The organism is Gordonia aquimaris (assembly GCF_026262595.1).
Taxonomy (GTDB): domain Bacteria; phylum Actinomycetota; class Actinomycetes; order Mycobacteriales; family Mycobacteriaceae; genus Gordonia; species Gordonia tangerina.
Genome location: NZ_JAPKFM010000034.1, coordinates 1 through 26,570, shown reverse-complemented (window position 1 = coordinate 26,570; position 26,570 = coordinate 1). Strand labels below are relative to the sequence as shown.

The following is a 26,570-nucleotide window of genomic DNA, read 5'->3' as shown; positions in this document are numbered from 1 at the left end:
GGGGTCGGTTCCCACATCGTCATGCCGAGACGCGCGACCGGAATTTCACGCGTGATTGCCGTCGATACGCGCAGCGGTCACAAGTTCGGCCAGCAACGGCCGCAGCGGACCCGTGCGGGTAAACGGCAGGGCGTTCAGTCGCGTGTCGACGTTGAGGGCGGGATAGTTGTCCACCGCGTTCATCGCGGACACGTGGGCGAAATCGGCCTCGACGGCATTCTCGAGGGCGGTCGCCGCCCCGGCCATTCGGTGCCACGAATAGGCGATCTGCGTCGCTTCGATCTGGTTCGCGAGCACGGCGTCGTCGGAGCTCAGATAGGGTCCACCCACCGATTCGAAGTCGCGGATCTCGACGGTGATACCGTGCCGGCGGCCACGCGCAGGAAGTGGCGCGACGAAATGCCCACCGGCGAGTGTGAGGTCGCTCAATGACACCAGGGCACCTTCCTCGTCGAAGAGTCGCGCGACCAGGCGCTCCGCAGCGGGTGTGGTGGCGCCGATTCCGGGGAACGAGCGCACACTTATACGGACCACATCGTTGTCCAGCGTCGCCGTCGCGGAATCGCGGTCGACGACGCGCGCGGGCACCGATCGTGGGTCGACGACGATGCGGACTGGCAGCGGCATCGACTGTGCTGCCCCCTTGGCCCTTGTCCTGGTCTGGCGCCGCCGCGGGTCGTCCGCGGACTCGGTGTCGGCAATGGTTGCCCGCGGAGCGATCAATGCGTGCAGTTCGGCAGGTGGCTTCCCGTACGGTGCGGCGGCGTAGACGCGGGCGAACTCGTCGAAGATCGGTCCCGATGTCGGGATCTTGTGTAGGAGCCCATGAAGCGTGTCGCGGGCCACCTCGTAGAAGAAGCCGGCCTCGGCTGTGTTGCCCACCAGTAAATGTGCGTAGGCGAGGTCCGCGGGCAGGACATCGTCGAAGGAACCCAGCTCGTCGAAGGGCAGTTGGAACCACCGATCGATGCCGATGACGACCGCAAGACGCGACCATTCCTCCGGAAGAGCCGGAATGCCAGTCGCCTCGATGGATCGATCCAGCGCGGCACCCACATTCGTGGGACTCGGGGTGGGAACGAGGTCGACGCGAACCGGATGGTTGGGGCTCAGGAGATCGATAACGCAACTTCCGTGGTCAAACGTCACCAGTGAGTTGAGAAGGCTTCGGCGCCACGGGGCGGTGTAGTCGAGATCGTGTGCCATCACTGCGCCTCCGTGCTCGCCGGAACAAGGACGCGTAGCGATTCGCGCAGCGCCGCGACCGCCAATCGAGAAGCGGCCGAGGAAGGCTTGATGTCCTGCTCAGGTGAATCCTGCAAGAAGCTCAAGGCCTCGCGCGAAGCGGGAGTGTCCACTCCGTTCAGCAGCGTCGCCGCGTGTGCGTACAGTGCCTCGATGGTGATCTGCTCGTCGAGTGAGTCGGCGAGCGCGCTGACAGACTGTGGGGTGACCGTGATTGTCCGAGTGTGCCGGGTCGGCTGCCGCTGCTCGGCTACCAGGATCTCGCGCAATAGGCCCGCGTAGCGCGCACCATGCGGAAACCCCAGCGTCGTAAGCTCATCACGCAGCGATCTGAGCCAGCTCCTCGCGCTTTCATCCGGCGCCCTGGCATCGGGAACTGCCGGGCACGCGGGGAAATCGAGCATCAGGTGGAGTGAGCGTCTGCTGTCCGCGCGGTCGGACAATGCGTCAGGTGCGTGACGCAGGTAGTAGTCAGTGAACACGGCTGCGAATCGCTCGCGCGCTGATCGATGTTTGTCAGGCGTGGAGAAGCGGTTGTGCAGCGTGGAGGCAACGAACGGCTGGTCAGCAAACCCGCCGTCGACCAGGGATCGGCGGAAAGCTGCGGTGAACGCCGACTCGTCGGAATGGGAGTCCTGCTGGGAAACGCGAAGATAGCGCTCCCACATGGAGTCTCGGAATTGGGACCAGTTCTTGTCACCGCGGATCCTCTGGTCCACGGTTGACGGCAGTTGCATCTGGCGGTAGCGGGCGATGGACCGTTGGTCGTCACTCCTGTCGATGCGTTCGGTCCACTCCCTTACCTGATTCGCGACGACCGAGTTGTCGTCGCTGTCCAACAAGGCCATGAGGCACAGGGCTACCGCGGTTCGGTTCTTCTCGATCTCGCGGTGCTCGGTGGCTTTGGGATCGGTCCCGACCAAATCGCCGAAGTCGAGGACAACCTTGTCCTGGTCGTACATCCACGATGTGGTGAGGATCAGGGCGGTACGCAGATGTGATGCTGATCGGGCGACGGTTTGGCGCGTGTGGTGGCGGCCGTCGGCGTTGAGTGCATCGAGGTTCCCGACGATCTCGGCCATCCAGATCTTAAGATAGGTGGTCGACGACCACGCGCCGAGCTGATCTGCGCCGAAGCGATCGGCGAGTTCGCCTGCAGCACGCTTGATCTGCGTGACAGTCCGGGCGTCGAGCTCGGGATTCATGACTGGTCGTTCTCCCACGTCACGTGTTCGGCGATGAAACCCTCGTTTCTCAGGTGGCGGGCACGTTCGACGATGAGGTCGATGATGCGGGATCGATCGTGTTCTGCGGCAGAGCGCCCGACCGTGGACGGGCGGGGTCGACGCATGTATGCCGGGTCGAACACGTCGACGACGAAGTCGGATGTCGGCACCGAGGTGAGGCGGCGTCGTCCGGTGAAAACTCTCCGCGTCGAATCGAACTCGAGCGCAAAGACGTCGGGAACACTCGCCAGGTCGTCGGCCGGGTAGCTGCGGGCCATCAACTGCACGGCGGGATTGGCTTGTGCCGAGGCGTCGAGGTTCACGGTCAGCCACGGGGTGCCCTGCTCGTGGCGGACGGTCCAGTTGATGTTGCTGTGTCGAGCCAGCGCGGTTCGCGGCGGTAGCTGCGCCCAATCCGCCTCCGATGACCCGGACCGGGTCGGGGTGATCCAGATACCGCTGGCGCCCGCCTTGGTTCGGACAAGCTCGGGCCAGGCGTACGCGCGCGCGGACCGTACCGCGGACGCAGCGAGGTCAGCGTCGAGAACCTGCCAGTCGGTGGCGTCCAAGATGTCGGCGGCGGTGGCGTCTTCGGTGTCGATACGGTCTAGGAGCGCCACGGATTCGGCATAGCCGGGCGAATCGGGGGCGACGATGTCAACGGTGGCGCGCAATGCTGTGGTGAGTATGCCGAGTCGCCGATGTGCAGTACTTCCCGCTGTGGACCGTAGGTCGTCGATCACGCGGACCAGAGTGCGCGAATGTGGTTGTAGCAGCTGCTGAATCGGTGCGAGATCGGCGAAGAGTGGCTCGGCCAGCCACGCCAGAGCACCGATTTCGAGGTCGAGGAGTCCTACATCGATATTGGGAACCTCGTCGGCTCCGCTGGGCCACCAGCGATGCAACCAGTATCCGACACCGAGCCGTGCGACGATGCCGAACAACTCACCCTGACGGGCGGGTGCGACATCAGGTGCTCCGGCGTCACCGTCGTCAAAACGTGCGACAGCATCGGCGGCGTCAGTGCCGTAAACGAGGTCGAGCCATGTCCGGGCTCGGAGCGGGTCGTCGAGCAACACAGTGGGTACGGTAGTGGGATCGGTGACGTCGACGCAGACGGTGCCGCCGTCGGCGCGGATCGACGCCAGATGAATAGGTGGTGGTGCGGGTCGGTCCGACGCGATGACGATCAATCCTCCGTCGCGTCTGATACCGACGTTGCCCCACTCGTTATTCTCATTCTGGTTCATGGGAGTCCATCCATGCGAAGACGTCTCGCAGTTTTAGAGTGGTGTCGGCCAGGGACGTCCATGTCTCCCATTGCCGGAGCAGCTCCGGTGACGGTGGTCGCTGCTGTCGTGCTGTGCGCCAGAAGGTCTGCCAGGCGACGGCGTCGTCGACGGCCTCCTGCACGAGTTCGACGGATTCGGCGAGGTCGCGGTACGAGGATTCGGGCTCGGATGATGGACCCGATCCGGTCGTCGGGGCGTACACCCTGGCATCGATCCGGTTGGTGACGGTGCGGGCCGTCCCGGTGAGCAGGTCGTGTGCAGCGGCGGCGTCGTAGTCGGCGATGCCCCGCACGTCATGACCATGGATGCGCTTCCAGAGCGTGGACATGTAGTACGAGCTGGGATCTTCGGCAGCGTCACCGACGTAGGGTGTTGTCGCGGAACCAGATGATTTCTCGCGCTGCTCCTTCCACTTGGCGAAGCACGTGCGCACTCGATTCGCCACCAGGGTGTCGGCAACCTCTTGGCCGGCAATCGCGGTGGGTTGCTCGTCGCGCGCACCGATCATCGGGACGACCGTGGCGCCCAGCGCCATGACACAGCGTGCCGCGTGGCTATCGACCCCCAAGGGGCGGCACGAGCGGTCCACTTCGAGGTCGAGCAGGTCGCGTTCGGGTGGGAGTCGGGTGCGGGTGGATCGTTCACCACGCAGGACCGATGCCAGTCGGCGTTCGACGCTGGTGTCGAGCCATGGGGTTGCCGGTCCCGCGGATCGAACTGCCTGGGGTTCGTCGGCTATGCGAATTGGCGCGGGTGACGGCGGTGACGTGGATGCCAGGCCCAGTGCGGCTGTGCGCCATTCCCACAACGAGGCATCGATGGCACGGACTGCTTCCCATTTGGCGGTGCTTGGCGTGCCCGGGCCGACGAGTTCGTCGGTGGTGGCGGCACCGTCGCGCAACGCGCGATGCTTGGTGTCGAGGGCTGTGTCGTCGAGGAACCCGATCGCCGTCGACTCATAGCGACGCATATCGCGGTCGAATGTGGTCGGCTTGGGCCGCGGCGCGGACTCTCGATCGCGCCGTCTGGTCAAATCCTCGACGACGATGGCGTCGGTGAGGTAGTTGCGTACGGTTGCGATGTTGCGTGCCGCTGTGGTCGCAGCGACTATTTCGCTGGCTGTCTCATGATCGAGGGGTGCGAGGTATCGCGATTCCTCCCACGCGAGTTTCAGTAGTGCCTCACGCTTGTCAGCGACACCCAATACCTGACCGCTGCTCGATGTTTCGAGTGTCGGGAGCATCTCGGCGAGACGGACCAACCGTTCAGTCTGGGCGCCAACGGCCTGTCGGATACGTTCGGCGTTCTCCTCCGCCGTCCGGCTTTGATCCAGCTTCTCGATGGTCTTGTCACCCCGAATATGCACGTAGCCACGAAGTTTGGCGGGCAGCGTGAGGTCATCGGCGATGTCGGCGCCGAACGCGGTGGGGAACAGGCTGCGAATCGTACGATTGCTCGGGAACCATCCGTCGCCGTCACGCTGTGAAAGCGCAGGATGGACGGCCTCGGGCAACGCCGTCCATGCCTCGCGCCAGACTGATCGGATTCGAGTCATTCCGGCGGCAGGAGGCCGCGGTTGACCAGCGACCAGTAGTACTTGCCGATTCCGGTGAGTTCCACGGTGTCGCCGTTGTGACAACAGTCCCAGAGATCTTGATCTGGCGTCGTCGTGGCGACCAATCCACCGTTGCGGAACAGCTTGATGGCATCGAGCTCGCACTGCGCGGGGCTACCGGAGAACGGCTCGTAGACGACGCCCTCGCCGGTTCGTGGTTTGGCGCCGGCGCATCCGGGCACATAGTCATGTTCTGCGGTGAGCTTCTTTGCATGACCTTCGTCGAAGATCTGCACGATCTTGACGAGCTGCTCGCGCCGAAGTGGTGCCTTGACGCGTCGGATGGGACGAGCCTTGTCGACATGTGCCTTGAATGTGGGTCGCTGGGTTGAATCGGTGAATCCCTGCGCCGCGTAGGCGTAGAGGTCGAGTGAGGTGATGTAGCCGAGGACGTCGGCGGCGCCACCCTCAAGACCGCCGATGAGCAGTTCGGTGAACGCCCCCACGGGTCTCTCTCCGGCCCGCTCGACTTCGAGAGCCGGCTCGTATTTGCGGGCCGCGGTCAGGATGGCGAGACCCTCCCGGATCACCGCACGGTCGGGACGGAAGGGATCGCTGCCCACTTCGGCCCAGTCGGGAATGTGGCCATCCTCGTTGCCGACGCCGCCTGAGAAACAACAGTCCAGGATGAGGGTGATGCTCTCGGCCTTGGATGTGTTGACCAAGACCATCAGGTCATTGAACGACATCGCGACGTTGTTGTACGCGACGAACTCTCCACCCCAGGGTTGCGCGCGGCCGTGTCCAGAGTAGTAAAAGAGCAGTTCGGTGTTGTCGTCGACTTCGGCGCCCACCAGGAGTTCGGTGACAGCCGCCTGAATCTGGTGGTCCAGGACTCCGCGGCCGTTCTCTTCGATGAGGCTGGTGACCTGCCAGTTCTCGACGGGGCCGTCGTGCGTGTCGTCGTGGGCGAGGACCCTCGCCATCGCGCGCGCATCAGACGGCGCCGAAGGCAGGCGGCCGGAGTCGAACGCCCGCTCGATTCCGACTACAAGTGCGCGTCGTTTGGACGTCATCGATGAAAGCTCCAACTGTGAATAGCGGGTAGGACGAGACTATCGGAGTCAACGCCCGCAGGATCGGATCTGGGTTCGGGTTTCGCGGAGTAGCAGTGATCGCGAAAACGCACGCAGGTCCGTCGTCGAGACGATGATCGACGGTGGTGGCTTCGAAAATGTCGGGTTTGCTCGATGCGACGATCACAGGATCACAATGGGTCAAGATCGACGGCACCAGCTTGCCCGAGGTTTTGCCCTGCGTGGCCGTCCGAGCACCAGGGCGTGGGACTCGTCGTCGACGACCACCCGCGTGCCCGAATGCATGTCGTGGCTGACGACGATCACAGCGCCACCGCGGCGATTCCGACAACGACCATCGGTATGACGACGGCGACTGTGAGCAACAACGGCAACACACCCCGAGAGAATGTGAGTGTGCCGCGGTGGGGTCGGATCGCCCAGACGTGGCGGTAACCGCCGAACGATGGGCCGTAGGCGTCGAGTTCGGTGCCGGCGGGGAGTCGACGTTCCTGCGCCACAGGGAGTTCCTCGGTGCGCCCGGCGTCGGCGGTGATGAGCACCTGCCGTCCAGGTTCGGCGATGCAGGTTTGACGACCCACTCGGCTCGCATCGTCGATGTCGCGGTGTGCGCGCCGAGGGGTCGGGCACCCGGGATCTTGCTCGCGATGAACGCGACGAGGACGACGACGATCCCGACTGGCAGAAGGAGGCATTGAAGCGAGGCCAGCATATTGGTGAGCGCCCTGGTGACGATCAGCGCGGCGAGGAACAGCAGCACGAGCGCAGCCAGCGCGGCCCGGATTCCACTTGCCACGGCCACCAACGGTGTTTCGGACTCGGAGATCACGCGCCCGCGCGTGGTGAATGTGCCTGTTGTGCATCGGGTTCATTGCGGGATCGGGGTCTGGGCGTTGACTGATGATCCGTTCACACTCGCCGCCAGTCGGGTCGGTCCGGGGTGTGATTGGTCATGGTTCTCCTCAGGTCTGGGGTGTATCCCAGAGTGGAGGCGGTCGCGGGGGTTAGGAATTCACGTGTGATTTGTGGGACTGCAGTCGCGATTCGCCCTAGCCCTGGCGTAACACGTGTGAATTTCTGCAATTCACACGACTTATCAAGTGCCCCCTTCTCGGTGGTTGGCTCGTCGGACGCCAACACAACCACCGAAAGGAACGGCACGCATGTCCACAACCGACGACCTCGACAGCGAGGCACAACTCGAACCACCGCAACAGACGGTTCGTGCGGAGGCCCCCGACACCGGCACCCGGGAGGGTCGCGAGCTCACCCACGGTGAGGTCCGTATCCCCATCCAGGCGATCACCGCGATGGAGCACCAACAACTCGATCGCTCAGCCGAGATCAGTAGTCGCATCGCGCGGCTCAAAGCAGCTGCGACTGCGTGCGCTGCGTGGCTGATGAAGCGCGGCCTCACCGAGACCGGCACCTGGATATCGGATCAGGCAGCCTACAAGCGGCACCATGAAGCAGCCGTCGACGAGAAGAACGGTGACGACGCGGCATTGGCCCGCCGTCCCCGCATCGCGCAGTGGATGTACGTCAGCCTCTTTGCGGTCCTGGTCGTCGCCGATTTCTGGTTCTTCTTCGCGCTGTGGAGCGACGTCGAGGATTCGCCCAGGTTCTTATCGGCCGAGTCGTTCCAGGCCTTCATCTACGCCCTCATCACCCCGGTCGTGCAGTTCACCGTCGCGCTCGCGTTCGGCCGGGTCGTAGCCGCATGGTTGCATTCCGGAAAGGGTATGTCCCACAAGGATCGTCGACTCCTCATTGTCGTGGGCGGCATCGCGCTGGTGTCCGTGCTCGCTGTCGTCTTCGGCGTGATGCAGCGGATGACCGTCCTGCACGCGGCCGATGGTGGGGTGTCGCTGAATCCGGTCCTGTTCTACTCGCTGTTCCTGCTCCTGCCGCTCGGCCTGGGCATCGCGGAGGCGCTCAGGCACGACCACGATGTCGCGATCGACGACTACCGACGCACCGCCAAGGACGCAGCGGCCGCCCATGTCGACGAGACCGTGGACACCGGGACGGCGCTCTACGAGGAATGGGTGGGTGCGTACGAGTCGGTCACCGAGCTCCGGGACGAGACGCGACTGCAACTGCAGGAGCCGTTGCGGGCAGCGGCTGACCTGATCTCGCAGGAACGTGCGCATCATGGCCACGACGGTTCGTATGCCAAGGTTCTGTGGAGCAGCCACGAGGGGCCGTACGTAGGCGAGAAGTGGGTCGATATCGAACTACCCACCGGTGCCGTCGATCAGGTCATCGACGGCCCGATACCGCGGGTCAACCTCGACCGTGTCAATCGGCTCGATGCCGCGATGACTGAGCACAAGCCGCCGACAGCTCGTGAGTGGATGGCTGAGGTCAAGAAGGTCCTCGTCTGCGGCGGCAACACCACAGCCCACGACGTCGTAGCCGACGACACCAAGGAGGCCGACGCCGAGGACGTCGTCGACGAAGCATGGGGTCGCGAGCTCGACGAGAAGATGGATGATGCTCTTGCCGAGAATGATCTGAAGTCGAGCGATCGATGAGCGCGGTGTTTCGTGCGCCGGTGGGTCTGGAGCGGCCCACCGGCGGGCGTGCCCCGTCCCCGCTTCGCAGCCCGTGGCCGCTGGCCGAACCGATCGGTTCCAAGAAGCCCTCGCGTAGGGAGCGCCATGCGGCGCGTCAGGTGCTCGGCCGCGTGACGTTGGCTCCCGGTACTCCGTTGCGGTTGTGGATCATCGGCGACGACTCGGGATCGATGATGTCGGTTGCGGGACCGCGCGAAGCGGCAGTCCTCGAGCTGATGCGGTGGGCGCAACGCCACCTGGGACCCGAGGACGAGATCGGGGTGATCGCGTTTGGCGGCGACGCGTGCGTACGCATGGAGCCGGCGTCGGTGTGCGACAAGATGACACTCGACGAGCCCGAACTCACTTCGTACGCAACGATGCTCGGCCCCACCTGGCAACTGATCGCGGGATTCCCGCGGACCGACAAGCTGACTCTGGCCGTCTTGGTCTCCGACGGTTTGGTCGCCGACCTCACCGGTCCGGGCAGCCGCGTCAATGCGATGGCGGCCGGGATCAACGGAGTCACTCTGCTGATCCCGTCGGAATGTTCGTTCACCGGCGGAGTCCCCGGCAGCTGGTCGGCGGCCTTCCCCGACGATCCGGCCCGCGTCATCGACTCGTCGGCGCCCGCGTTGGCGACCGAGGTCGTCGCGTCCATCGCCGCTCTCACCGGGCGGGACGCACGCGGGATCGGTCTGAGCGGTGCAGTACCTGATTCGCAATCGAAGGAGAGAACGTGAAACGCACGTCCAAGATGGCCCTCGGCGCAGCCGGGGGTCTCGTGGTCGCCGGGGTGGTCGCCGTCGGCATCCACGAGTCCGGCAGTTCGTCGCCGGCGTCACCCGGGGCAGCCGGGACCGTCGCCGCAGATCCGGCAGTCGCCGAGGCGCTGGCCGCCGAACAATGCAGCTACATGACTAAGCCCGGCGACGAGAACGGCACCAATACCGTTGTGCTGGTCAGCCGTACCGGACTCATGGGTGGGGCATCTCTGCCGACCCAACTGCTCGACGCCCTGGGAGAAACCAGCGGCGGGCAGGATGCGCCGGTGGGTTCGCTGACTCTGATCACGGTAGGCGGGAAGAACGAACGACCGCGTGTGGTTCTCGACGGTGCCGCACTCACCGACCCCAAGGCGGGAGAGAAGCGGGCGGAGCGGCTGGCCGCCAAGCTGCCGGCCTGTGTGACCGCAGCCCTCGACGCCACTCCGGGAGCAACTGAACCCGGCAGCGACGAACTGTTGGCCCAACAGGTCGCGGCGCAAGCCGCGCAGGACCGAGTGGTAGTCGTCTCCGACGGCGAGGCCAACACCGGATTGCTGGATCTGCGCACCCAGAACTACGCGCACGGAGACCCGGCGGACGCCGTGGCCAGGGTGGCCGACGTCGGACAACTCCCGAAGTTCGACGGCATCAACGTCACCTACTTCGGGATCGGTCAGAACCGCACCGAAGCCGAACGCACCTGGCTGAGGAACTTCTACACCGAGATGTGTATCGCCGCCGGTGGCAGCTGCACCGTCGCAAAGGATCTTGTCCCGGTCGACACCGAAGCGCGGAACGTTCCCGCGGACCCACCGCTGGAAGCGGTCACCGCGATTGCAGCGGGACCCAAGACGGTCTATCGCGTGGACTCGGCCGCGTTCGCGGCCAACTCCACCGACCTTGTGGACGCCGACGCGGTCGTTGCAGCGCTCACGTCGATCGCCGAGACTGCGAAAAACAACCGGGTGCAGAAGATCACGGTCGGTGGGCATGCGTGCGACGACACCTCGCCGGTGTCCGAACTGGTGCAGATCTCGCAGCAGCGGGCAGACAAGATCGCCGGGCTCCTGCAGCAACAGGGTGTCGCCGCAGCCATCACGGCAACCGGTTTCGGTGCCGAGCAGCCGGTTTCAGGACCGGAGCCCGATGGCACGTATACGTTCGCGCAATGCGCCGCCAACCGTCGTGTCGAGATCGTCCTCGGATGAGCGGCCAGATGAACATAGAGCGCGATGGTGGCCCGGAGCCCGAGCGTATCGACGTGCGTATCGACGCACTGCGGCGTCACAGCACCGAGCGTGCCGCGGAACTGCGGGCCGAACTGCCGACAAGATTGGCGGGCCTGCTGATCGAGGCCCCGGACGCCACGGTCAGCACGTCGCTGATCGTCGACGACGAGGGCATCGTCGATGCGCGTGTCTCAGTCACCGGCCGGTGCGTCGACGAGGTCGCGCAGGCGACAGACGCATTGTTGCGTGTTGTCGGTGAGACTGACAGTCGCCCAAAGCCGCTCACCCAGAACGATGATGTGCTGGGTGAGTGGGCGATCGTCCCCGACGACACGACATGCCGGCTCGGGTTCGCCATCGACGCCGCCAAGTGGTCGTCGGCGCCGCAGTGGTCGCCAAGATCGGTGCTAGACGCCGCCGGTTTAGCAGCTGAACTCTCGGCGATGGCCCACACCGGTATCCGGGTGGAGGCTCGCACCCTCGACGGCGATACAACCCGCTGCCGGGTGCGGCTCACCGCGCTTGGCTCCACCGAAACTCCGTCGATTCAGTTGCGTGCCCTGGTGCGTCGCAGGTTTTCCGGTCTCGTGATCTCGGCCAACGCCGAGAATCCCAGGATGTGGCTGACGGTGGAATCCGATGAACTCGCCGGAGTGGTGGCGATTCCCGTGGGAGGACCCGATCCGACACCGGGCTTCTACACCGCGCCGGCGGCACCGATCGCGGTCGGCCCGACTCGACGGCACGGCACCGGAACCGCGATCCGGCTCGGGCACGCGGTCACCACCATCGGCCGGCAACTGCCGGTGGAACTGCCCGAGCCCGAACGCCGTCGGCACGTCCAGGTGGTGGGGCAGACCGGTACCGGGAAGAGCTCCACGATTGCAGCTCTGGTGCATGAGATTGCCGCGGGTGACGAGGGCTGTATCGTGCTCGATCCGCACGGGACTCTCATCGACCGGATCCTGGCAGAGCTGCCGTCGGATTCAGCTGAGCGTACCTGGGTGATCCGCTGTGGAGATGTGGACAACCCGGTACCGATTTCCACTCTGGCCGAGTCGGATCCGGTGCGGCGAGACGTCGCTATCGCCGACACCTGCGCGATCTTCCAGGAAATCTTCGACAAGAAGGAGACCGGTATCGTCGGCCCCCGATTCCAGGAGCGGGTCGCGATGGCGATGCGGGCAGGTCGAGCTCTTTACGGGGATACTGCGTCGATTCTGGATGTGCCGATGATCCTGAGCGACGACCTGGTGATGACCGAAGCCGTGACGCGCACCGACGACGAACGCCTCACCGCATGGTTCGCCAACGACAAGTCAGCCCGCCGGTCTTCTGATCACGGAGAGCTGGTTTCCTGGGTCAACTCCAAGTTCGAGCCGTTCTCGAACACCGCGGCAGTACGGGGGATTCTCGGATCGGGTTATGACGCTCTCGATTTCGCCAGCCTGATGGACGAGGGACAGGTCATTCTCGTCGCCCTGTCGAAGGCCGATCTCGGGGAATCGGCGACCCGGTTGCTCGGCTACCTATACCTGAACCGGGTGTGGGCGGGTGCGTTGACGCGCAAACGAACCGATCGCTCGTTCACTGTCGTTGTCGACGAGGCGCAGTCGCTGCTGGCTGGTTCGCTCTCTTCGATGCTGTCGGAAGGACGCAAATTCGGCCTGTCGGTAGTGATCGCCCATCAGTTCTTGGGCCAGCTCGACGAGGACTTACGGCCTGCAGTCGATGGCAACGTTGCGACAACGATTGCCTTCCGCAGTGCGGTGAGTGATGCGGCAGCATTGTCGGTGCGGTTCGGTGGGCTTGTCGACACGACGACACTTACGACCCTGCCCGACCTTTCGGCTGTGCTGATGCGCAACAGTGGGCCTGCCGCGGTACCGCACACCTTGATCGTCGATCACAACGAACGAGTTGCCCCGCGCACCGGTGGCGAGCGAACTTCGTTCGACGACGAGATCATCTGCCGCACACATCGAGAACTCGTCGACCCCTATCGCGACCGGACAGCCGCCGCAGTTCGCGGGGTATCCCACGTCGCACAGACCCGGCGAGAACTGAAGGGGCGCGACAGGGGCGCCCGTCCCGGACCGGAGTCCAATTTTCTCGCCGACTGGGTGGCAAAGCGCGAAGCGACCACAAGTACCGAACCGACAAGCACCGAACCGACCGAACCAGCGGAGGCATCATGACGTCAACCAACAATCCCGATCCCGTGATGTACTGCGCCATCCGGATGTTTCTGCCGGGTCTCGCGGACGACGACGCGGCGGACCTCACGCAACGTGCTTTCGCACAGGTCGAGAAGCGGGTCGGGAGCAGACTGGCGTCGGGTCTGAGCGACGCGCAGCTCGAGGAATTCGAGAAACTCATCGACGCGGGTCACGACGACGAGTGTGCGCACTGGCTCGAACGCGAAGTACCCGATTACCCCCGTGTGGTGGTCGAGGAGCGGACTACGGTCATCGCCGAGGTTGTCCGGGTCGTATCCGTAGACCTGGCTGCGGTCCGCGGCAGCAGGTTGTTCGACGAGATCAAGCGGACCGATCTGCACGATCTGCGGGAACTGTTTGCCGACAACGACTCTGACGATCCTGCGCAGGGTGATGACGATGCTGTACTGGTGAGGGTTCAACCCGATGGTCCAGTGGCGGTGTGGACCGAAGCCGACTCCGGACCACGCCGATTCATTGTGCGCTGCGAGATCCAGACACTGATCGGGGATGCGGCAATGGCCGAGGCAGAGCAGTTCTGCAACCTCTGGAACTCCAGCTGCCCGATTGTGTCGCTGCGGCTACGCCTCGAAGGTGAGCACCCAACTCTGGCTGCCGAGGGCGGAATTCCGTTGGGAGCAGGTATGAGTCAACCGCAACTTGCTTACCACGTCGACCTGGCGCATCGGGCGATCGCGGAGACCGTCAGCGAACTCACGCAGATGGCAGCAGCGGATTCCGCTACCGGGTAGCGTCGCCCTTCTCCGGTTTTCGTACGATCTGGTAGCCAAAGCAGGCGGCGATCGCTGGGTAGGTCTCCCGCACGATGCGGCGGTTGTAGTTGGCGGTACGGCGGTTCTGTGCTGGACGCTGCGATGTCGCGTCGTCGACGTAGTCACCGCTGAGGTTGCTGAGCTCATCGAATGTCAGGACGTCTGCGCCGGATCCGCTGTAGGTCGCGCAGCGTTCGATCTTGCGCTCGACGCGCAGCCGCCGCTTTCCCAGTGTTCCGTCGTCGAGAACCGGCCGCTGGTAGCGCGGTCTGCGGCGACGGCTGTCGTCGGGCCACCAACGCCTCCGCCAGTCGGCATGTTCGCGCGCGGCGATCCGTTCCACCATGGCATCCGGGAAGTTGGGGTCATCGGGGGCGCCGGGACCCTCGAAACGTCGCAGCTCCCAGCCCTCGTCGTCGAGGAAGGTCAGCATGTTCTTGACGGCGCTCTCGCTGGAGTACCAGTTGGAGATGCGTTTACGCGCATTGCGGCGACTCGTCTTGATCCTCGTGCCGGCACCTACGAGATTTCTGGGCTCGGCGGGGATCTCGCCCCACCACTCGGCCAACTCTTTGCGCGCTGCGGCTCGCTCCACAGTCTTGGTTTCGCTGGCCAACGGCTCGCCGGGTAGCCATCCCTTGATCGCCCGGTCTTCGGCGAACATGAACTCGTAGGTCTGATTGAAGAGTCTGGCCCACTGCAGGCGGATGTCGTCGGTGACCAGATGCGCGTCGAGTCCGATCTCGTCCGGATCGACGTATGCGATGGTGCTCTCATTCTGTATGCGGGCGATCGCGGAGAGCCATTGGCGGCCCGGTACGACCGATACCGTCGAGTCAAAGCTGGCCATCGCCGTAGTGATGAGTCTGCCGTCGCCGACCACTACCGTCAGCGACGGAGGTGCCGCCAGCGTTGATCGGTCCTCCAGCACCCGCGTCATGACTGCGGAACTGTCCGCGCCCACGTAGATGCGTACCACTATTATTGTGTCGTCCGCACGGCTGTTGTCCCTGGCGGCGTCATCCTCGGTCCGCAGTCGTATGTCGATGACTTCGTTGGTTGTCTGGGTGCGCAGATCTTCGTTACCCCACATGAACTTTCGGCTCCACGATTGGCGGAGCAACCACCGGCGCAGGGTGGCTGAAAGTGGCTCACCTGTGGTGCGGTCCGCCGGTGCGTGGTGGTCGACGTCGATGACATCGACGACCACGGCGTCGATCAGCGGTGCGGTGGCGGTGTCGTCGGGGTGTGCTTTGGACATGGCTGCCGATCCTGTTGCAATTGCGTCTATGAGGTGGCATACATGTTCGGCGACGTTCTCTGCTGGGCAGGTGACGTCTTGGTCGGGCAACGTGGTCAGTCGCTGTGGCCGCATCGCCTCGACGAGCTTCGCGTCCTTGACGACGGAGACCACCGAGAACCGTTCGGTGACGTGGGTGCGCCGGGCGGCAGTACCCACCACGGATTGAAGATCGAGATTTCTGGAATCCGAGTCGGTAGCAATGACGACATTTTCGGCGCGAGACAGGATGTGTCGCGCCACTCCGAAGTCCCCGCACTCGGCGAAGGACCGCATTTCCACCTTCGGCAGAAGGTGCCCGCACGCGCGGGCTGCCTCACCGTCGGGCTCCTCGGTGATCAAGAGCGCACGGATCTTGTGCTCGGCGCAGGACCGTACGATCGCGGCGGCCGAATGACCTGAACCGACGACCACCAAACGGGGTCGGCGGATCCAGGACCGAGTCCTGTGCCAGGCGCGGGCACTGAGTTTGATGACGACGCCACTGGCCGCGGCGATGGTCAGGGTGAACGCGAAGACCGAGGCCGAAGCGATGCGAACCGGGGGAACCGGGTCGAATTGTTCACCACCGATCAGCGGAATGTAGCCACCCGTGAACATTGCCATCGTCGAGTACACCTGTTGGATAAAGGACTTCTGGGCCGTTTCATACGTGGTGGCGACCGCCCAGAAACCAACAAGCGCCGCCGAGATGGCCCATACCGTCAAGATGGTCGGCACCAAGGTGGGTATCGCTGTGCGCGAGCGGTAGCTGATCTTGTTCGACACAGACCTCACGCGCTGGACGGTGACAGCCCCGGCGGCCTGTACAAGCGTGAGCAGCGTGATCCCGGCCGCATGAAACCAGCGACCTGCCCGGGTGGGTCGACTGGGAGGTCGGATCTCCTCGTAGGTCTTGCTGAACTGATCCGCCGGTACCGGCCAGTGTTCGCCGGAGGCACCTTCGACGACCCAGTCACCTTCGTGAGCGCGTGCGGGTCCTTCGAGAGTGACAAGCGTCTCCGGTGCGCTCACCTGGCGGGCTCGGAACACCCCGACGCGTCGAAATCTACCGGGTGCGACGAACTCGTAGGAGCGGGGGAATACCTCTGCGGCGACTGAACGCTGGTTGCCGTCGGTGTCAGTGACCCGCCAGTCGCCGGCTCTGGCCTGCAGCGTGTCGCCGTTCTCGGTCTGCCAGGTCCATGGGTCGTCGAGACGTACCGCGTCGACCTCGCCACGTCTGCTGAACTGCTTCCACTCGCTATCGCTCATGCTCAAACTCTTGATGCCTCTGATTAGGAAACGATGGCTCAGGTTACGTCGAATCCCCGGTAGACATCGAGCCGACGTCGCGGGCCAATGGCAGAATGCACGCGTGCCGAATCTAAAGCCGCCGTTTGCCGCGTACCGGGGTTCCGACGGCTACGCCTTTGTTTCCTATGCGCACGCCGACGCCGAACTCGTGTATCCAATCATCACACGACTGCACGACGAGGGATTTCGGATTTGGTATGACGAAGGCATCGAACCGGGTGAGGAGTGGGCGAAGCGTCTCGACTCTGCAATCCAGGGCTGCAGTGCCTTCGTACTGTTCGTGTCCGCGGTGTCGGTTGCGCGGCCGGGGGTGACCAACGAGGTTCACGTAGCGCATACGACCAATAGGCAATTTCTTCCGATCCTGCTGGAGGAGGCGGATCTGCCGCCTGGAATCAGGCTGGCGGGGGGTCCGATCCAGGGTGTGACGGCATTCCGTCAGCCGAGAGACAAGACCTACGCAGAGGTCCGGGCGGCGTTGGCGAAGTTCGGGGTAGTCGTCGATGAGCACTCGCGGACGGTGCAGGGATCCGAGCCTGCGGTCACTGACCACGGTCAGGGACTACTGGCGGGTCGACCCCGCCGGCGCGCCAGGAATCTCACGGCCGGCGAAGCGTTTGTCGACCGCGTCCCCGAAAGCGTGGCTCTCCGAAAGTCCTACGAACGTCAGTACCAGCGGCTGATCGGCGTGGAACCGTTGCAGAGCGACGTCTTTCCCAATGTCCTGGTCTTCTTCGGAGGCGGTGGACTGGGCAAGACCGGCCTGTCGAAACGGTTGGAGCGTTGGATGTCAGGTGGACTCTCCGACGCGAAAGAATGGGGCGTGTGGCCACACCAGACGGTTACGTCGGTGCGATGGGACTTTCACACTTCGACCGGCAACGTCGACTTGGTGCAGCTCCTACTGACGTTGCGTGCATCGTTGGTGCCCTGGGGTCGGTCCTGGGGTGCGTTCGACATCGCGTTGGGGCGCTACCTTGAAGCCGTTCGACCCGGTCAGCAGGACAATCTGGGTTTGACGGGTAATGCCGAAGACCAGGTGCTTCGCACATTCAAGGGCGTCGCTGCAGAACTCGGCCTGAGTCCGATAGCCACGCTCACGCCGGCGTCGGTACGTTACGTCTGCAACGAGCTGCAGATGGCGCATCATCGCGAGCACCGGCTCTGGTCTCGCGAGGGGCTGACGGATGTCTTGACCGGCGCAGAATCGATCACGCAGGGATCCCAGAATCCCGATGTCGTGGTGGACCTGCTCTACGTCTTGAGTGAGGAGATCGCCGCGATCGCGCCTGCCGAGCGCCCTGTCCTTGTGTTCTTCTTGGACCCGTTCGAGAGGGTCCAGAACCAATTGGGCGAAAGCGTTTTGGCGGACCTCATCGCCGCATTGCCGTTGGCGCTTTTTGTTGTCACTGGGCGGAACAAGCTGCGATGGGCAGAGCCCGGCTACACCCGATTGACCGTCGCGGGCCCGGCGGCGTGGCCAGGACTGGTCGAAGGAGCCATCGACGATCCACGTCAGCATATTCTCGGTCGACTCAGCGACGACGATACGAGATTGTTCTATCGGTCGCGGCGTGACCGCTCGCGCTGGAACATGTCCGACCACGTGATCGAGGGACTCGTCCAACGCTCTGGGGGCCTGCCTCTCCATATAGAAGCCGTCCTGAAGCTGACAGAGAATCTTCAGAAAGCAAATCCCGGAATCGAATTCACCGGCGAGGCTCTCAGTGGCGAGCTCCCCGACGTGGTGACAAACCTTGTCGACACGCTGACTCGTGAAGAAGCGGATGCTTTCCGGGCTGCCTGCGTCCTCCCTGCATTCGACGTGGCGTTGGCTGCAGCGGTCGGAAAGGTGCACGGGCAGGAAGTTGAGCGGGCGATTAACGACGCCCTCATCGAGAAGGACGAGTCGAGCGTCTATCCGTACCGCGTCCATGACGAAATCCGTCGTCTGATCCGACTGGATCGCACGTCCCGCGGCGCGTGGAGTGAGCAGGAGTGGAAAGACGCTGCGCGGCGCGGAATGGACGAAGCGATTGCACGTGTCGAAGCCGGCCACGCGCAAAGCTCCGACGAGACCCAATTGGCAGGCCTCGCGCTCGCGATCAATCTGGGGTTCGAGTGGGATCAGTATCCTTCGGGGCTCGCGAAGTTGATCCATGACGGCCCGTCCATCGTCGGTCTCGCGCCATTGATTCCTCCGTTGTCGGAGGCGAAAACCGGCTCTGCCATTGGCGATCTTATTCAATTCGTACACGCGATGACAGTGTCGTACATCGATGCGGGAGACGTGCTCAAGGCGATCAACTCGCCTCATCCTGAGGTGGACAGGTATGCGCGCCTGTGGAGTGCATACCGCTTGCGGGCGGTAGCGAGGTTCGACGAGGCGCTCGCGGAGCTGCGAGAGCTAGTCCAGCGATATCCGGACAAGGCCAGAACCGCTCAGAATCAGATCGGGGTGACCCTTCGAACGTCACGGCGATTCGTCGACGCTCTCGATCACATTCGCAGCGTAAGGCCCGACAGGATCGAGGACTACGAGAGGTCGATCAATCGGCTACACGGTATTCCCGATCTGGACGCTGCGGGAACTGCGAGGAAATTGAGCGAGACCACCTCGCGCCGCTACCAATCTGAGCTCGAGGTCACTGACCTGGTTCGTCGTTCGCGTTTCGAGGGCGGCGTAGACCCTCGAGAAGTCGACATCGCGATGGAGCGAGCGCTCGACCGCGGGCAGCGGTCTGACTACCGCAATTGCCTGCTACTCAAGGGGTATGACGCTCTTGCCGATAACCAGCGATACGCCGATGCGTTGGCCCGGCTGGAGGAGCACATGGCATCGTACGGTTCAACGGCGCCGTCGGGTGTTCATTTGCGCTGTCTCCGAGCGCTGTTGACAGGTGATCCGGAGGACGCCCGCGCAGGGTATGAGACGCTAGTCGCACGGCTGCGCCCGCGAGGGACGGCCTGGATTCCGGCTGAGGTATGGCTCGAAGAACTGGGTTATGAGATTCCCCCGGTGGACTCGCAATGGCTCATCCCGTACGACCAGGTGCGGGCCAACTGGTTGGTTGTGGCCGACCGGATCATCGAACGGGCCAAAGGCAACGTCGGATGAACACCAACGCCGAACGAGCTTCAGCAGTCTTCGGCCTGTTCTGTGTGACGGGCGACGAACGCCTTGAGTCGCTGCTGCCACCTGGGAGACCGGCTCTCGGTTTGGCAACGTTCGGCAAGGGCGAGTGCCTCGGCGACGAGTCCATCGTCCAAGATCTGGCGCTCGTATAGTTCGAGTTGATCGGTGATCCTGCTACGTAGCCCAACATCGGACAGATCGAGGCTTTCGAGGGCGACGAACGCTTGGGCGATATCCATTTCGAAGAGGCTCTGTATGAGACGTCGACCGAGGCCGACGTCGGTGGATCGATTGGCGATCTCGACCGCGTTGCGGAGGAACTCGGGGTCAGGTGGCCGAGTGGTGTACAGGTCCACGAGGCGGTCGAATGCCAAGCGTTGGACTCCTTGCTCGGCCGAGCCGAGGAGATCGGTGGCCAATTCTTCTGTTGCAGCGGATAGTTCGGCCAGCGCGGAAATCGCGCTCTTTCGAGAGGTCTTTTCGGCCAGATCATCACCGGCCAGATCGACCGCCCACTGAATTTGTTGCGTAGACAGTGCGGATGGGTCGGAAGACATCTTCAGAAGAAACGCGCGCCGGCTCTGCTGCTCGATGAGCCCCAGTCCCAGCTGTAGGAGCCGGCCCAGTTGGCGGCGTAGCTGTTCACGGAAACCGGACTCGGGGAACTGGATGATGGTTCCCTGATACTCGCGCTCAACCATGCTGAGCGTCGTGACCAGGTTGCTGTCGTCGGCGTCGGCGAGGGGAGCGGTGCCCGTCGCCTGGACGAGAGTTAGATATCGGGCGTAGGTGCGGTCGAGGCAGAGGATGAGGAACGGTTTCCCGCTGGAGACGACCTCCACGAACTCTGTCTGCCAGGTGATCGTGCCGAGTTGTTCCACGATCACGAACACACAGAGGTCAGCTGACCCGACCGTGGCCCGCGAATTGTCCTCCCAGGTGGCGGTGGAGGAGTTCACGTACAGGATTTCTCCCGAGAGATAGTGAAGGGGACTACCTCCGATTTCTTCGACGACGACACGGAAATCGTCTCGGACCAGCTGGGTGTCGCGAGCACCGCAGAGCATGACGTCAAGCACCGGCTTTGACTCCTCTGTGACAACCGCCGTGGCTATAGCAGTTGCTTGAGCTTGAGGGAGAGGCCGACTCCCTTGGCGTGGCGTACTATGCGACCGGCCTGGCGATCACCCCGGTAATGTCCGCTACGGTCTTCGTAGTGGGTGAACTTGTGATCGTGATCCAATTCGAGAATGTCGTCTTCGGTCATTGCGCGGACGGTGCAGTCTGACTCTCGTTTGGTGACGCCGGAGTTGAATAGGGTGAAATCGCCCCACTGCCATACTTTCAGGAGTTCTCCGTTGGTGGCCAGCACCCAACTGTTTGTTTCCTCGTACTCGTATGCCTTGTGCCGCTTGCACTTTCCCTGTGTTATGAAGTGGCGCGTCGAAAACAGAACCCAATGGCTGCCGACTACTTCAATAGATCTTTCATGCGTTTCGTGGGCTGTATATGTCTCCTTCTTGAGGCCAAGAAAGCCTACTGACCGGATCTTGACTACAGGAACATAGACCTGTGTGCACTTGGTCAGTGGTTCAGCCGGTGCGGTGGTCGTCTCCCGCGCCACCCGGCGGGCGTAAGCCCGAATACGCCTAGTGTCCAGTGTGCTCGCGGCGTACTTACCTGGCACGTTGCTGGTCATCGAAATTGCTCCGTTCACAGACGTTGTCGGTTCTCCACTGGAGGGTATGTCGATGATTGACCACACGCTAGGCAGCGAGGTGGTTGATGGTCGGATTCACCCGTTTGGGGCACAAAGTTGCTGCACAGATCTGATCTGTCGGTTGTAGACTTCAGACCACGCGCACGGGACACCTTCGTCCCGCCAGAGATGAACAGGAAGGCTGGACATGGCTTGTGCTTGTCAGAAGGAAGGCAAATCGCTCTGTCAGTGGTGTGCGGAAGCAATCCGCCACAATATTTCGAACCACAGCTGCAGTTCGTTCGGTACCTGTGACTGAACGAATCGTGCGGCGATAGAGTCCCTGGCGTGAGCGTTTTCGATAGCTACTGGGATCGGGCTGTAGAGAACCAGAAACTCTTCGATGATGGCTTTGCCCGATCGGTTTCGGGTTTGCGTCGCGAAATCGCAGCGATCCAGGATCTGGCCCGTGACGTGGCTCACGAGCTCACCCGCACTGGTGTGAAGCCGAACGCAACGGTCTGTGATCTGGGGTTTCGACTCGCAACGCGATGGGGTCGATCCCGCTCCATTTACATCGAGCCTTCCGGTGTCCCGCAACGCGCTTGGCTCGTCCAGATGCGCGCAGGCCCGTATCTCAGGCTTGCCGTCGACGGGTCAATTTGGGAGCAACGTCAGGTCCGCTGCCCGATTGAACAGGGTGTAACCTACAGCTTTCTTCGTCCTGGAATGGAATCCATTATCGTGCGGAACACCTTCGGTCTGGCAGTGCCTGAACGAATGGACTTCTCCTCGGCAGTCACCTCAGCCTCTGTAGCAGATTATTCTGGCACATCGCGAAGGGGCGGCCGGCTGAAATTGCGGTTAATGGGGGACGCCAGACCAGACGCCTGGGGGCGTGGTCACCAACACCCCATCCAGAACTCCTCGCAGCATGTGCACTGCGCTCCCGCCCCGAATACGGAGTGGCAATTCAACGACGAAGACGAGTTTCGTTGGGGTGACCGAGGTCTTGTAGAAGTGGGGACGTCCAAGAGTACTGATCAAATCGAACCGCACTCGGTGACCGGTGCCCTCCGCAGTCTCTTGTCCGGCAGAAGCTGAGTCGCGCCTATGGCCACACACTACTTGAGAGGGGTTCGCTGATGGGGCGAGGAGGCGACGACGACGTTGTGCGCCAGATGATCACCAGCGCGCGTGATGCCCTCATCGACGCGGAGGCGCACTTCGCCGAGGCTGCAAGATTCTTGACGATGAAAGGGGTCGCTACCGACATCGAGGTGGCGCACCTGTCCATGACCCGGAAACGAGGGCTTCTAGGCAGGAATTCGCCAGTAATCGAGGTCAGCGCGTCACAGGTAACGCCGGCTTGGTACTTCAATCTGTTCCTGGTCGCCGACACACGCTTGGGCGTCGACGGATCGGTCTGGTTTCGGCAAGGTCTGTCCCGGAAACCTACGAATGCCGCGGTCGAGTTCCGGTCTCCGCCAGGTACGTCGTACATAACAGAAAATGGAAAGAACGCATGGAGCTTCTATGAGCCATACGACTTTCGACGCGCTATAAAATTGTTGTCTGAGAAAGAGAGTCTCACCGAGACTGTACGCCGCACCTCAGATGGACTTCACATCGACCTCGAGTTCCCTGGCGCAGCGATCGAAACTCGCAGTGGCAGAACACTAATTGAGTATCGGGGACCTTCGCTACAGTTCGTCAATCAGACTCGAGGCGCCCTCGGGCGCTCCGTGCCCAGCATGGAATCACTCTACCTGACCGGTCGCTACGACAGCCGGTCCGACTGGGCATCGCTCGCTGACCTGACTGGACATGCAGTCGGACGAATGGCGCAGCGCCGGTGAATCATTCACGGCGTTCCTGGCTTACGGGATCGGAAAGGAGTTAATCACCCCATCCGAGAGGAATTGCACCATGATCCGGTCAACCGTCGTTTCTATGCAAGCCATTTATACCTGTCGCGGATGCGGCACCTAAATTGCCTACCCTGGCCGGTTCACCAAATACTCTGTGTACCTCAAGCTCGATCAGCCCGATATCTGCCTGCCAGTGGTAGCGCCAGTATCCAAATTGCATGTATGAATAGGAGTGTTTGTGATCGATGCAACGCAGTATCAGCAGCTAACGAGAGCAGTCTTTGCCAACGCGTCGGTCGGCGCTGGTGAGTTGACGCCGATGATCCAGTACACCAGCAGCGGGGTTCTGGCGATCGCAGGAGAATCTGTCGGGAGGATCGGCTTCGGAATAGCTTCGGAAATCAGTCCTACGGCAGCACTTCTCGAGATCTTGGACGAGACGAATAAGCTGATGGACTTCGGGCATTACTGGCTTGCTGCGGGCGCGGACAACGAGAATTGGAGTCTCGTCTGCGGCTTCAAGATTCCCTATGCAACAGCGACTGCCGAGCACGTTGTCGAACTCGCATCCGGTATCGCAAATGGTGGAAGCGATGCGATCGCCAACGTTGTCCGTCAGAAGATTGCGTCAACGCCGCATCGCCCGTATTGGCTGGACGACACGGATCCCGGTGCGCAGGCGTTGGTCCTCACCAGTCATCTCGGCTAGCAATGAGGCAGGGCTGCCTGGACTCGATCCGCCGACGCGTGTGTGATCGGTCAGCGGGGGCAGGGGAAATCGACACGCGGCTCCCGGCTCCAGGCCTCAATCGTGGTATCAACGGGTATTATGGCGAAACTGCGCCTTGTGCCGCCCACCCTTGAGGTATTTGTCCTGTGGCATCCCGACGACGAGATCGGGGTCACCGTGGCCGATACTCTGCTGACCCACTTCCACGGTCCTGCCTTCTCGGGCCTCGTCGGTGGGGCAGTTGAGGTATACACGCGTAGCGCGCCGTGGGCTAGCCCGGATGGCCCGCCCCGTCCACTCCCGTTTATGTCCGACGCCGCAGATGGACCGCCTGCGTCGGTGACGACCGTCGTCGTCATCGTCCATGGCGTGAATCTTGCGCAAGCCGCCGAGTACGACGACCACTGGGCCGAGTATCTCTCGCAGGTAGCAGAGACCGGCGAACAGAATCCCCATGTGGCCGTGTTCGGTGTGGTTGCCTCCGATGCGGTGATGAGACAGGGAACGCGTCTGAACACCTTGTTCGGGGCCAATCAGGCGCTCTCGCCTCGCGGTTTGATCGACCCCAGAGTTCTCTGTCGTGACCTGTGTCATTCGATAACCGGCTTTGTCTCCGGCGCACCACGTGAACGGTTGCGCGTGTTCATCAGTTACACAACACGTTTCAACGCCGATGACGAAAGCGGACACCTGCGGGACCTGGTCTCGGCCGTGCGCGATGGCATTGCCGGAACCCACATGACGACGTTCTTCGACGAGGCCGATATCCAGCCGGACTCCCGGTGGGAGGACGAGGTCACGCGGCTGGCGGAGACCAGCGCCCTGTTCGTGGTGCGCACCGATCGGTACTCGAGCCGGGAATGGTGTCAGCGCGAAGTGCTCGCTGCCAAACGGAGCGACATGCCTGTCGTCATCCTGGCGGCGTTGTTCGAAGGGGAGGAGCGAGGGTCCTTCCTCATGGATCATCTCCCGTCGGTGGCCTGTGACCCGACCGACGAGCATGCCAGGATGGCAGCGATCGAGGTGGCTTTGTCCAAACTTGTCGATGACGCGCTCAAACGCGCGCTCTGGCGGCTCCAGCGTGAGCAACCGGAGATGGACGCATTCGACTGGCTACCTGCCAACGCCCCCGAGCCGGTGACCCTCGCACGCTGGCTGCGGACACGGGATCCTGCCGAGATGCCGACATCCGACGATCAGATCTACGTTTTACATCCCGATCCGCCTCTCGGCCCGGCGGAGGTCATGGCACTCGACGACGTGCTGGCACTGGGTGGATTGGACGGTCTAGTGGAGATTTTCACGCCCCGCACCTTTGCAAGTCGTGGCGGACGGGTCCGCAGATGAAGCGGGAAGATCCGGCTCTTGTCGCCCAGAATGCCTTGGCGGGCAGGGTCATCGGGATCAGCGCCTCGGACAGTGCCGACCTGGACAGGCTCGGGCTAACGTCGCGTCACATCAAGCTCGCGGTGGGTGAACTAACACGGGCTTTGCTGCTGGCCGGTGCCTCGGTTGCCTATGGCGGCCGACTCAAGCCCCTGGGCTTCACCGGATTGATGGTCGAGGAACTCCGACGCTACGCAACGACGCGCCGCAGCGCCCTGGTGCTGTACGTGGCGTGGCCACAGCATGCCGACCTCACGGCCGCCGAGCTGGCAGAAGTGAGGGACTTGCTGGGAGTGTCGGGACGGCTGATGCTGCTCGATCCGGCCGGCAACGACTTCCGACGTGCACGCGGTGCCACCGCCGGGCCGTCGATGGACGTCGGCGCGGCACAGGCCTATACCGCGCTGCGGCGGAGGCTTGTTCGCGATACCGATGCGCGTGTTGTGCTGGGTGGACGGCTCCGCGACGGAGCGAAACCCGGTGTCCTGGAGGAAGTGGCATTCTCCGTCGGGTCGGGACAGCCGGTCTACATCGCCGGAGGTTTCGGTGGTGCTGCGACCGCGGTCGGCGCGCGACTCAGTCCCGACACTTTCGATTGGCTGCCCGGCGACCTGCCCCACGGAATCGCAGGGTCTCTGGTTCAGCAATCCCTGGCCGAATGTGCAGACGAGGCGAAGACCGCCGACTGGTCAGTAGCATCCGACGGGCTCGGTGACGCCGACAGGCGGTGCCTGCACGCGACGCATCGCCCAGGCGAGGTCGCTTCTCTCGTGGTGTATGGGCTCGCCCGACGATTCGCCTGAGGCTGACCTCCGTGGTGGCCTATCCCGCAGGGCCGGAGTCAACTCAGCAGCCGCGCACTCACCAATCGCACTGTGTCGCCGTCGATCTGCCATGTGGACTCTGAGGTACCCGACGCGCAGCAATTCGGGTCCGCGCTGCGATACCACTGCTCCTTGACCGTCAGAGTGTCGCCCGCACGGGCGATGTCCGTGACGATCGTGGGGTGTTCGCCTTGCTTCGGTTGCTGGGCGGGCAACTCGGCGAACACGCGGGAGTTGTCGCCTTCTTTGGCGAAGAGTAGGTAGCTCGTTGCGATATTGCCAGCTGCCGTGCCGCCGCCGTTGTCGCAACTCGCCCGGTGTCCGAGGAGGGTTGATCTTCCAGGGGCGGTGAGATCGGTAGCTTCGG

Annotated in this window: 21 protein-coding genes; 11 read left to right on the top strand and 10 right to left on the bottom strand. The window is 63.1% G+C overall.

Features of this window, described 5'->3' with window-relative positions; translation table 11 throughout:
* Window positions 1–45 precede the first annotated feature (45 nt).
* From OSB52_RS22530 to OSB52_RS22505, 6 genes are all read right to left on the bottom strand, one after another.
* Window positions 46–1,206 (bottom strand): hypothetical protein, encoded by a 1,161-nt coding sequence (locus OSB52_RS22530; protein ID WP_266063603.1) that lies wholly within the window; start codon window positions 1,204–1,206, stop codon window positions 46–48.
* Window positions 1,206–2,207 (bottom strand): hypothetical protein, encoded by a 1,002-nt coding sequence (locus tag OSB52_RS22525; RefSeq protein ID WP_266063602.1) that lies wholly within the window; start codon window positions 2,205–2,207, stop codon window positions 1,206–1,208. The genes OSB52_RS22530 and OSB52_RS22525 overlap by 1 nt, the downstream gene beginning before the upstream one ends.
* Before the next feature lie 239 nt (window positions 2,208–2,446).
* Entirely contained in the window at window positions 2,447–3,721 is a 1,275-nt protein-coding gene (locus OSB52_RS22520; protein ID WP_266063601.1) for a hypothetical protein, read from the bottom strand.
* On the bottom strand, window positions 3,708–5,276 hold the full coding sequence (locus OSB52_RS22515) for a hypothetical protein (RefSeq protein WP_266063600.1): 1,569 nt from the start codon (window positions 5,274–5,276) through the stop codon (window positions 3,708–3,710). The genes OSB52_RS22520 and OSB52_RS22515 overlap by 14 nt, the downstream gene beginning before the upstream one ends.
* Window positions 5,277–5,314: 38 nt before the next feature.
* On the bottom strand, window positions 5,315–6,394 hold the full coding sequence (locus OSB52_RS22510) for a caspase family protein (RefSeq protein WP_266063599.1): 1,080 nt from the start codon (window positions 6,392–6,394) through the stop codon (window positions 5,315–5,317).
* Window positions 6,395–6,717: 323 nt separating this feature from the next.
* Window positions 6,718–6,996 carry a hypothetical protein gene (locus OSB52_RS22505; protein WP_266063598.1) on the bottom strand — a complete coding sequence of 93 codons (279 nt, stop codon included), beginning with the start codon at window positions 6,994–6,996 and terminating at the stop codon, window positions 6,718–6,720.
* 582 nt (window positions 6,997–7,578) lie between these two features.
* Between OSB52_RS22505 and OSB52_RS22500 the strand changes: the two genes are divergently transcribed.
* The 5 genes from OSB52_RS22500 to OSB52_RS22480 are packed head-to-tail and all read left to right on the top strand — an operon-like array spanning window position 7,579 to window position 13,940.
* A complete protein-coding gene (locus tag OSB52_RS22500) occupies window positions 7,579–8,952 on the top strand; it encodes a hypothetical protein (protein ID WP_266063597.1) in 1,374 nt (457 codons plus the stop codon).
* Complete coding sequence (locus OSB52_RS22495; RefSeq protein ID WP_266063596.1) at window positions 8,949–9,716, top strand: hypothetical protein; 768 nt, start codon at window positions 8,949–8,951, stop codon at window positions 9,714–9,716. Before OSB52_RS22500 ends, OSB52_RS22495 begins: the two co-directional genes overlap by 4 nt.
* A complete protein-coding gene (locus tag OSB52_RS25095) occupies window positions 9,713–10,948 on the top strand; it encodes an OmpA family protein (protein ID WP_266063595.1) in 1,236 nt (411 codons plus the stop codon). Before OSB52_RS22495 ends, OSB52_RS25095 begins: the two co-directional genes overlap by 4 nt.
* On the top strand, window positions 10,945–13,167 hold the full coding sequence (locus tag OSB52_RS22485) for a type IV secretory system conjugative DNA transfer family protein (protein WP_266063594.1): 2,223 nt from the start codon (window positions 10,945–10,947) through the stop codon (window positions 13,165–13,167). Before OSB52_RS25095 ends, OSB52_RS22485 begins: the two co-directional genes overlap by 4 nt.
* Window positions 13,164–13,940 carry a DUF5663 domain-containing protein gene (locus tag OSB52_RS22480; protein WP_266063593.1) on the top strand — a complete coding sequence of 259 codons (777 nt, stop codon included), beginning with the start codon at window positions 13,164–13,166 and terminating at the stop codon, window positions 13,938–13,940. Before OSB52_RS22485 ends, OSB52_RS22480 begins: the two co-directional genes overlap by 4 nt.
* Here OSB52_RS22480 and OSB52_RS22475 read toward each other — a convergent pair.
* The gene (locus OSB52_RS22475; RefSeq protein ID WP_266063592.1) at window positions 13,930–16,515 is read right to left on the bottom strand and encodes a hypothetical protein; all 2,586 of its coding nucleotides are present in this window, start codon (window positions 16,513–16,515) and stop codon (window positions 13,930–13,932) included. The two genes, OSB52_RS22480 and OSB52_RS22475, sit on opposite strands and share 11 nt — an antisense overlap.
* 103 nt (window positions 16,516–16,618) lie before the next feature.
* Between OSB52_RS22475 and OSB52_RS22470 the strand changes: the two genes are divergently transcribed.
* Entirely contained in the window at window positions 16,619–19,675 is a 3,057-nt protein-coding gene (locus tag OSB52_RS22470; protein WP_266063591.1) for a toll/interleukin-1 receptor domain-containing protein, read from the top strand.
* 20 nt (window positions 19,676–19,695) lie between these two features.
* Here the strand turns inward: OSB52_RS22470 and OSB52_RS22465 are convergent, their stop codons facing one another.
* Entirely contained in the window at window positions 19,696–20,535 is an 840-nt protein-coding gene (locus OSB52_RS22465) for a hypothetical protein (RefSeq protein WP_266063590.1), read from the bottom strand.
* A gap of 269 nt (window positions 20,536–20,804) precedes the next feature.
* Complete coding sequence (locus OSB52_RS22460; protein WP_160900374.1) at window positions 20,805–21,392, bottom strand: hypothetical protein; 588 nt, start codon at window positions 21,390–21,392, stop codon at window positions 20,805–20,807.
* Between the two features lie 348 nt (window positions 21,393–21,740).
* Here OSB52_RS22460 and OSB52_RS22455 point away from each other — a divergent pair, with 348 nt between their 5' ends.
* The 5 genes from OSB52_RS22455 (at window position 21,741) to OSB52_RS22435 (ending at window position 26,182) form a co-directional block, all read left to right on the top strand.
* Window positions 21,741–22,496: a hypothetical protein gene (locus OSB52_RS22455; protein ID WP_266063589.1), complete on the top strand. Its 756-nt coding sequence runs from the start codon at window positions 21,741–21,743 to the stop codon at window positions 22,494–22,496.
* Window positions 22,497–22,573: 77 nt separating this feature from the next.
* Window positions 22,574–23,251 (top strand): hypothetical protein, encoded by a 678-nt coding sequence (locus tag OSB52_RS22450; RefSeq protein ID WP_266063588.1) that lies wholly within the window; start codon window positions 22,574–22,576, stop codon window positions 23,249–23,251.
* Window positions 23,252–23,501: 250 nt separating this feature from the next.
* Window positions 23,502–23,972: a hypothetical protein gene (locus OSB52_RS22445; protein ID WP_266063587.1), complete on the top strand. Its 471-nt coding sequence runs from the start codon at window positions 23,502–23,504 to the stop codon at window positions 23,970–23,972.
* A gap of 138 nt (window positions 23,973–24,110) precedes the next feature.
* Complete coding sequence (locus OSB52_RS22440; RefSeq protein WP_266063586.1) at window positions 24,111–25,340, top strand: toll/interleukin-1 receptor domain-containing protein; 1,230 nt, start codon at window positions 24,111–24,113, stop codon at window positions 25,338–25,340.
* On the top strand, window positions 25,337–26,182 hold the full coding sequence (locus OSB52_RS22435) for a hypothetical protein (protein ID WP_266063585.1): 846 nt from the start codon (window positions 25,337–25,339) through the stop codon (window positions 26,180–26,182). The genes OSB52_RS22440 and OSB52_RS22435 overlap by 4 nt, the downstream gene beginning before the upstream one ends.
* Before the next feature lie 38 nt (window positions 26,183–26,220).
* Here OSB52_RS22435 and OSB52_RS22430 read toward each other — a convergent pair.
* The coding region (locus OSB52_RS22430; RefSeq protein WP_266063584.1) for an LppP/LprE family lipoprotein at window positions 26,221–26,570 on the bottom strand (350 nt) is incomplete at its 5' end.

Excerpts from the sequence above, each read along its gene's own strand:
- OSB52_RS22530 (WP_266063603.1), bottom strand. The coding sequence starts at position 1,206 with ATGGCACACGATCTCGACTACACCGCCCCGTGGCGCCGAAGCCTTCTC.
- OSB52_RS22525 (WP_266063602.1), bottom strand. The coding sequence starts at position 2,207 with ATGTACGACCAGGACAAGGTTGTCCTCGACTTCGGCGATTTGGTCGGG.
- OSB52_RS22520 (WP_266063601.1), bottom strand. The coding sequence starts at position 3,721 with ATGAACCAGAATGAGAATAACGAGTGGGGCAACGTCGGTATCAGACGC.
- OSB52_RS22510 (WP_266063599.1), bottom strand. The coding sequence starts at position 6,394 with ATGACGTCCAAACGACGCGCACTTGTAGTCGGAATCGAGCGGGCGTTC.
- OSB52_RS22500 (WP_266063597.1), top strand. The coding sequence starts at position 7,579 with ATGTCCACAACCGACGACCTCGACAGCGAGGCACAACTCGAACCACCG.
- OSB52_RS22495 (WP_266063596.1), top strand. The coding sequence starts at position 8,949 with ATGAGCGCGGTGTTTCGTGCGCCGGTGGGTCTGGAGCGGCCCACCGGC.
- OSB52_RS22485 (WP_266063594.1), top strand. The coding sequence starts at position 10,945 with ATGAGCGGCCAGATGAACATAGAGCGCGATGGTGGCCCGGAGCCCGAG.
- OSB52_RS22480 (WP_266063593.1), top strand. The coding sequence starts at position 13,164 with ATGACGTCAACCAACAATCCCGATCCCGTGATGTACTGCGCCATCCGG.
- OSB52_RS22475 (WP_266063592.1), bottom strand. The coding sequence starts at position 16,515 with ATGAGCGATAGCGAGTGGAAGCAGTTCAGCAGACGTGGCGAGGTCGAC.
- OSB52_RS22460 (WP_160900374.1), bottom strand. The coding sequence starts at position 21,392 with ATGACCAGCAACGTGCCAGGTAAGTACGCCGCGAGCACACTGGACACT.
- OSB52_RS22450 (WP_266063588.1), top strand. The coding sequence starts at position 22,574 with ATGATCACCAGCGCGCGTGATGCCCTCATCGACGCGGAGGCGCACTTC.
- OSB52_RS22435 (WP_266063585.1), top strand. The coding sequence starts at position 25,337 with ATGAAGCGGGAAGATCCGGCTCTTGTCGCCCAGAATGCCTTGGCGGGC.